Genomic DNA, 6,426 nt, shown 5'->3' on the forward strand with positions numbered 1-6,426 from the left:
TTGCGCGCGACCGGTGCGCGCGGGCGGTCGGGCTCCGCAGAATCCCCGCACGACTCGAACGCCGGACGGGGGCTGGTAAGTGACTCTGCGACGCGACCGCCTGTCGTTGCCGATGTCGGAGGTGGGTCCGGTGAACCCGCTCCCGCCGCTGGCCGGGCTGCTCGACCCGCCGTACGCCTTGGACTTCTCCGAGGTGCCGCCGCACATCGCCGAGGGCGCGGCCTACGGCGGGGTGCGGACGGTGTTCCCGTACCTGGTCCAGGACGGTTACCGGCGCGCTCCTGTGGTGTCTACTGTGGACACTGTTGTGCTGGAGAACTCCTTGCTGCGGGCTACCTTCCTGCCTGGGCTTGGTGGTCGGCTGTGGTCGTTGGTGGACCGGGTGACTGATCGGGAACTGCTGTTCCAGCCCGAGGTGCTGCAACCGGCGAACCTGGCGTTGCGCGGGGCGTGGTTCGCCGGCGGGGTGGAGTGGAACATCGGCACACGCGGCCACTGCCCGTTCACCTGCGACCCGCTGCACGCGGCGGTCGTGACCCGGCCGGACGGTACCCCGGTGCTGCGGATGTGGGAGTACGAGCGGATGCGGGGCGTGGTGTTCCAGGTGGACGCCTGGCTGCCGCCGGACTCGCCGGTCCTGCTGGTCGGGGTGCGCATCCGCAACCCGAGGGCCGAGACGGTGCCGATGTACTGGTGGTCCAACGCCGCCGTGCCGCAGACACCGGAGACGGTGGTGCGCTCGCCCGCGGACACGGCGTTCCTGGCCGCCTACACGGGCCGGGTCGAACGCGTGCCTGCGCGGGACCTGGTGCCGGCGCGGCAGGCCAAGGCCGTGGACTACTTCTATGAGGTGCCCGACGAGGTCGCGCAGCCGTGGGTGGAGGCGGTCGGCGGCCTGGTGCAGGCGTCCACGGGTCGGCTGCGCGGGCGGAAGCTGTTCTGCTGGGGCGAGACCGTGGGCGGTCGGCGCTGGCAGGAGTGGCTGGGCGGCGGCGCGTACTGCGAGATCCAGGCCGGCCTGGCGACCACCCAGTACGAGCACCTGCCGCTGCCCGGTGGCTCGGAGTGGACGTGGGTCGAGTCCTATGGCCCGGTGTCGCCGGGTGACCTCGCGCCGGCCCTGGCGGCGTTCGAGCGGACCGCCGACCTGCCGGTGGGGGAGACCCTGTGCGTCGGCAGCGGGTGGGGCACCCTGGAAGACCGCCTGACCCCGGGCATCTCGACCCCCGCGACCCCGTTCACCACGACCGGTCCGGAGCAGGCGCCCTGGGTGGCGCTGCTGGACGCTGGGTTCCTGCCGGTCGGCGACCCCGTGTCGTACGTGGCGGGGGAGCAGTGGCGCAAGCTCCTGGAGTCCTCGCCGCAGAACTGGGCCACCGCCTACCACCTGGGTGTGATGGCGCATGCCGAGGGCGATGTCGAGACCGCCCGTGCCCATTACCTGGACTCCCTGGCCCACCAGGACACGTCATGGGCATTGCGGGCTCTGGGTCTGGTGGACGGCTCGGCAGACCTGCTGGTCGCCGCGCACGGCCTCGACCCCTACCGGTGGCAGTTGGCGGTGGAGGCGGTGGGCGCGTTGCTCGCGGCGGACCGGGCGGTCGAGGCGCTGGCGTTCGTGGACGCGCTGCCGGAGTCGGTGCGCTCGCACGGCCGGCTCAGGCTGGCCGAGGTGCGGGCGTCGCTGGCGGCCGGTGCGCCGCAGCGGGCGGCGGAGATGCTGCGCTCGGGGTTCGAGGTGGACGACCTGCGCGAGGGCGAGGTGAGCCTGGACGCCCTGTGGCACCAGGCGTGCCCCGACGAACCCCTCCCCGCCCGCTACGACTTCCGCATGAAACCCGTCACGGGTTGACCGGCCGGGTGCCGACGCCCACTACGGCTCGAGCGCGGAACACGGTCGTGGACGCCATCAACTCCAGGTAGCGGGCGTGGATGGCGAGCACGGTTTCGTGGTCCTTGTCGGCCAACGCCATCCGGGCGGCGGAGCCCAGGAGGAACTCCCAGGCCGTGGCCGGGGTGATCGGAGCGTCGTGGTCGACCGCGTGCGCCTGGACGTCGGTGAGGCCCAGCCCGGTCAGCCATGCGACCAGCTTGTCCTCGCTGTCCACGCGCGCGGCGGCGTTGTGGGACGACCTGGGCGGCAGCGTGACGCCGGTGACGTCGGTGATCGCCTGGTAGAACGGGCCGACGACGTCCTGCACCCCGCCCTCCCGCCACGTCGTGACGAGGACCGTCCCGCCCGGACGCACCAGGCCGACCAGCCGCCGGGTGTCGGCGTCCATGTCGGGCAGGAAGAACACGCCGAACACGCACTGCATGCGGTCGTACGGGTCGGCGGTCCACTTCGTCGCGTCGGCCTCGTGGAACTTCAGCCACGGCAGGTCCCCCGCCCGCCGCGCGCCGTGGTCCAGCAGCGCGGTGGACAGGTCGATGGCGTCGACCGTCCCCCGCGGACCCACCGCGCGGGCGGCGGGGATCGCCGAGGAACCCGTGCCGCAGCACACGTCCAGCACGCGTTCACCGGGGAGCGGGGGCGCGAGCGCGACGGTGGCCGCGCCGATCGGGTCCCAGAGCAGCGGTGTCCACGCGGCGAACAGGTGGCCGCCCTCGTTGAAAGCCGCGGTCGTCGGCGAGTCGGTCATGACCCCATCATGATCCGCCGGCCTCGACCAGCGCCAGGAAACCGGCGAGGAGGGGGCTCGGATCGTCCCGCCGCCACGCCGCCACCACCTTCGTGCGCGCGGTGTCGGGCGTGATGGGCCGGAACGCGACGCCCGCCAGGCGCAGCCGCCGGACGCCCTCGGGGGCCAGCGAGACCCCCAGTCCGGCGCCGACCAGGGCGCACACCGTCGGCCACTCCACCGCGCGCTGGACGACCCGCGGGGTGAAGCCGGCCGCCGCGCACACCCCGGTGATCCGGTCGTGGAACCGGGGACCGGCCGCGCGGGGCAGCAGCACGAAGTCCTCGTCGGCCAGGTCCGCGACGGCGACCCTCCGGTGGGCGGCCAGGGCGTGCCCGGCGGGCAGGACGGCGACGAACCGCTCGCTGCCCACGTTCGTGGTGCCCAGGTCCGGGTCGTCGGGGTCCTCGCGCAGCAGGCCGACGTCGATGCCCCGGTCGTGCAGGGCGGCGACCTGCGGCGCGCTGGTCAGCTCGCGCAGGTCCAGCCGCACGTCCGGGAACCGGTCGCGGTGGGCGCGCAGCAGTCCCGGCAGGACGGTCAGGGCCAGCGACGCGGCGAACCCGAGGCGCAGTCGCCCGGCCAGCCCGCCGCCCACGGCCCGCGCGGCGGCCAACCCGTCGGCCAGGTCGTCCAGGGCGCGGCGGGCGGCGGGCAGCAGTTCCCGGCCCGCCGGGGTGAGCGCGGTGCGACCCGGGGTGCGGGTGAACAGGGCGTGCCCGACCCTGTCCTCCAGCCGGCGGATCTGCTGGCTCAGCGGCGGCTGCGCGATGCCCAGGCGCGCGGCGGCGCGACCGAAGTGCAGTTCCTCGGCGAGCACGACGAACGCGTGCAGCTGGGGGAGGGCGAGTTCCGGGCGGTCCATACGCTCAGGGATATCACGTGATGGCCTGGCGTGTATTGGACGTATACACGCAGGTCACCTAGCTTGTGCGGCATGACGGAACGACGCGCGATCCTCAGCGGCTCGACCTTCGAGGAGCAGATCGGCTACGCCCGCGCCGTGGTGGACGGCGACTGGGTGCACGTGTCCGGGACGACCGGCTTCGACTACACCACCATGACCATCTCCGACGACGTGGTGGACCAGGCCGAGCAGTGCCTGCGCAACATCGGGCAGGCCCTGGCCGAGGCGGGGTGCACGTTCGCCGACGTCGTGCGCGTCCGGTACATGCTCCCCGACCGCGCGGACTTCGAACCGTGCTGGCCGGTGCTGCGCAAGACCTTCGGCGAGGTCCGCCCGGCGGCGACCATGCTCGTGTGCGGCCTGTCCGACCCCAGGATGAAGATCGAGATCGAGGCCTACGCGCGCCGCTCCGCCAGCCACTGACGCACGGTGTGCGCCCGGGGCAGCACCTCCCACGTGCCGGCCGGATCCACGTCGGTGGGGTTGACGCGCAACCACCGCCACATCGCCGTCAGGTCCTTGCCGACGAACTTCTCGAACATCCACACCGGCATCGGGAACCGCTTCGGCTTGCGACCGAACACCTCCACCCACAACGCCCGGCACTCGCGGAGGGACACCACATCGGAGGCCAACGCCAACTCCACCCCCACGAACCGTTCTGGCTCGGCGAACACCCGCGCCGCCACCGCCCCGAGGTCGTCCACGCACAGCCACGGCAACGCCCGGTCGTCACCCATCAGCTTGGGCATCAGGTGCCAGGCGGTCACCGGCGGGTAGAAGCCCTTGTCGGTCATCAGCTCCATGAACGCCATCGGCCGCAACACGGTCAATGGAAGCCCAAGCGCCTCCAGATGCTTTTGGACGACCAGTTTGGACTCCCACGACCCCACACCCGTGCCCGGCCGCCCAGTACCCGCCGACCCGTACACAAAGTGCCGGACACCCGCCTCCAGCGCCGCATCGCCCACCGTGCGCCCTTGGTGGATCTCGGCGTCCAGCCCGCTGATCATGTGGTTCTGAACGCTGTAGACACCGTCCGCGCGATGCATCACCGGCCGCAGCGAGTCCAGATCGCCCATATCGCCCCGGACGACCTCCGCCCCAAGCCGGGCAAGCTCCCGCGCGGCAGGCGAGCCGGGATCCCGGGTCAGCGCCCGGACCCTGCGGCCTGAAGCCAGCAGGTGCCGGGCGACCGCACCACCCTGCCTGCCCGTAGCTCCGGTCACCACCACCAGATCCATCGGCGGACCTCCTCAGTGGTGTATCGCGCGTCCGGACCGGGGGTTACGCCGAACGGCGCACGAAATCATCCACATGGTCCGCCAGCCACTGGCGGAACGTACGCGCAGGGGACCCAGTGACGTCCTCCACCGTCCTCGTAGGCGGCACCGGATCCCCCACCCGCGCAGCCAGACCGCCCACAAAGGCCTCGGCCAACGCCTCCGGCAACCACCGCCGCGCAGCCTCCAACTCCGCTTCGGGACTCAACTCCACCCACCGCAGCGGCCGACCCAACGCTTCGCCGATCAACCGCACCTGCTCAGCCCGCGTCAGCAGCTCCGGCCCGGTAAGCACGTACTTGGCCCCGAGATGCCCATCCTCCACCAGCGCCTTAACCGCCACAGCCGCAATGTCGTCCTCATGCACCAGCGTCAGCGCAACGTCCCCAAACCCTCCGCGCACCTCATCCCCGGCAAGGATGTCCGGCAGCCAAGCAAGGGTGTTCGTGGCAAACCCATGCGGCCGAAGAAACGTCCACTCGACCCCAGACTCGACCAACGCACCCTCAACATCAGCGTGAAACTGCCCGATCACGCTCTCCTGCACGTCCCGAGAGTCATCCACAGCCCCACTGGACAGAAACACAACCCGAGACGTACCCGCCGCCAACGCCGCCACCACCTCCCGCGCCCCATCAGCTGAGAACGCCGGCCACACCAGGAACGCGGCATCAGTCCCGTCCGCAGCCTCCCGAACCACGTCAGGATCAAACTGATCCCCCCGAACCACCTCCACCCCCACAGGCACCCGCTCAGGCCGCCGCGACACCGCCCGAACCCCCACCCCAGCCCCCAACAACCGCGCCAAGACCGCCGAACCCACGTTGCCGGTAGCTCCAGTCACGAGAACCTTGTTGTGCCTCAACACTTTCCTCCTAGTCCGATGCCGGCGACGCTAGGCCGGTGGCGGACGCGAGGTAAGAACTGACTTCGACGTAAGCTCAAGACGTGCGGGTAGGCAGCGAGGTCGACAACGGTGCACAGGCACCCACCAGTGACAAGTCCCACAACGACTGCCCAGGCAGAGTGCTCTACCGGCACGTGGCAGGCAGATGGGCAGGCCCGATCGTCCTGGAACTATGGCCAGAACCCCTACGCTTCCACCGCCTACGGGACGCCCTCCCAGGCATCAGCGAAAAGGTGCTGGCCCAGAACCTGCGAGAACTAGTGCGCGACGGCCTGGTAACCCGCACGGTAGAACCCACCAGACCCCCACAGGTCACCTACTCCCTAACCCAATTGGGCAACGACCTGGCCTCCCAAATCCACGGCCTACTGACCTGGGTAGGCAACCACACCCCCGAAGTCCTAGCCGCCCGCCGCCGCCACGACGAACAACAACAACAACAAGCCTCCTAGCCCCGCACGCCCACACCACCCTCCATCCCCACCCCCACGCCACCCCCCACCCCACGCCACGCCACGCCCGCACTCCCAATACCTCTCACACCCGCCCCACCGCACGCCTGCTTTTCACAAAGCTGCCGCACGGCACACCTCTACCTGGGCTTCTTGCTTGTGTCATCCCCGTATGGCCTGCCCGAAGGGCTACCAC

Annotated in this window: 7 protein-coding genes; 3 read left to right on the top strand and 4 right to left on the bottom strand. The window is 71.0% G+C overall.

Going from position 1 to position 6,426, the window contains the following annotated elements; translation table 11 throughout:
- Window positions 1-130 precede the first annotated feature (130 nt).
- Entirely contained in the window at window positions 131-1,852 is a 1,722-nt protein-coding gene (locus WBN91_RS12260) for a DUF5107 domain-containing protein (RefSeq protein ID WP_337723978.1), read from the top strand.
- On the opposite strand, the gene WBN91_RS12265 is transcribed toward WBN91_RS12260, so the two are convergent.
- Both WBN91_RS12265 and WBN91_RS12270 read right to left on the bottom strand, forming a co-directional pair.
- Entirely contained in the window at window positions 1,842-2,642 is an 801-nt protein-coding gene (locus tag WBN91_RS12265) for a class I SAM-dependent methyltransferase (protein ID WP_337723977.1), read from the bottom strand. The two genes, WBN91_RS12260 and WBN91_RS12265, sit on opposite strands and share 11 nt — an antisense overlap.
- A gap of 7 nt (window positions 2,643-2,649) precedes the next feature.
- Window positions 2,650-3,546: a LysR family transcriptional regulator gene (locus WBN91_RS12270; protein WP_337723976.1), complete on the bottom strand. Its 897-nt coding sequence runs from the start codon at window positions 3,544-3,546 to the stop codon at window positions 2,650-2,652.
- Between the two features lie 72 nt (window positions 3,547-3,618).
- On the opposite strand from WBN91_RS12270, the gene WBN91_RS12275 reads away from it, so the two are divergent.
- On the top strand, window positions 3,619-4,011 hold the full coding sequence (locus tag WBN91_RS12275; protein WP_337723975.1) for a RidA family protein: 393 nt from the start codon (window positions 3,619-3,621) through the stop codon (window positions 4,009-4,011).
- Here the strand turns inward: WBN91_RS12275 and WBN91_RS12280 are convergent.
- Window positions 3,984-4,832: an NmrA/HSCARG family protein gene (locus tag WBN91_RS12280; RefSeq protein ID WP_337723974.1), complete on the bottom strand. Its 849-nt coding sequence runs from the start codon at window positions 4,830-4,832 to the stop codon at window positions 3,984-3,986. The two genes, WBN91_RS12275 and WBN91_RS12280, sit on opposite strands and share 28 nt — an antisense overlap.
- 43 nt (window positions 4,833-4,875) lie before the next feature.
- Complete coding sequence (locus WBN91_RS12285) at window positions 4,876-5,739, bottom strand: NAD(P)H-binding protein (RefSeq protein ID WP_337729377.1); 864 nt, start codon at window positions 5,737-5,739, stop codon at window positions 4,876-4,878.
- Between the two features lie 173 nt (window positions 5,740-5,912).
- Here WBN91_RS12285 and WBN91_RS12290 point away from each other — a divergent pair, with 173 nt between their 5' ends.
- Window positions 5,913-6,230 carry a winged helix-turn-helix transcriptional regulator gene (locus tag WBN91_RS12290; protein ID WP_337729378.1) on the top strand — a complete coding sequence of 106 codons (318 nt, stop codon included), beginning with the start codon at window positions 5,913-5,915 and terminating at the stop codon, window positions 6,228-6,230.
- Window positions 6,231-6,426: the final 196 nt, after the last annotated feature.

Origin of the sequence: Saccharothrix sp. CCNWYY140 (assembly GCF_037401995.1) — a bacterium.
Taxonomy (GTDB): domain Bacteria; phylum Actinomycetota; class Actinomycetes; order Mycobacteriales; family Pseudonocardiaceae; genus Actinosynnema.

Coding starts and splice junctions, on each gene's coding strand:
- WBN91_RS12270 (WP_337723976.1), bottom strand. CDS start 3,546: ATGGACCGCCCGGAACTCGCCCTCCCCCAGCTGCACGCGTTCGTCGTG.
- WBN91_RS12275 (WP_337723975.1), top strand. CDS start 3,619: ATGACGGAACGACGCGCGATCCTCAGCGGCTCGACCTTCGAGGAGCAG.
- WBN91_RS12280 (WP_337723974.1), bottom strand. CDS start 4,832: ATGGATCTGGTGGTGGTGACCGGAGCTACGGGCAGGCAGGGTGGTGCG.
- WBN91_RS12265 (WP_337723977.1), bottom strand. CDS start 2,642: ATGACCGACTCGCCGACGACCGCGGCTTTCAACGAGGGCGGCCACCTG.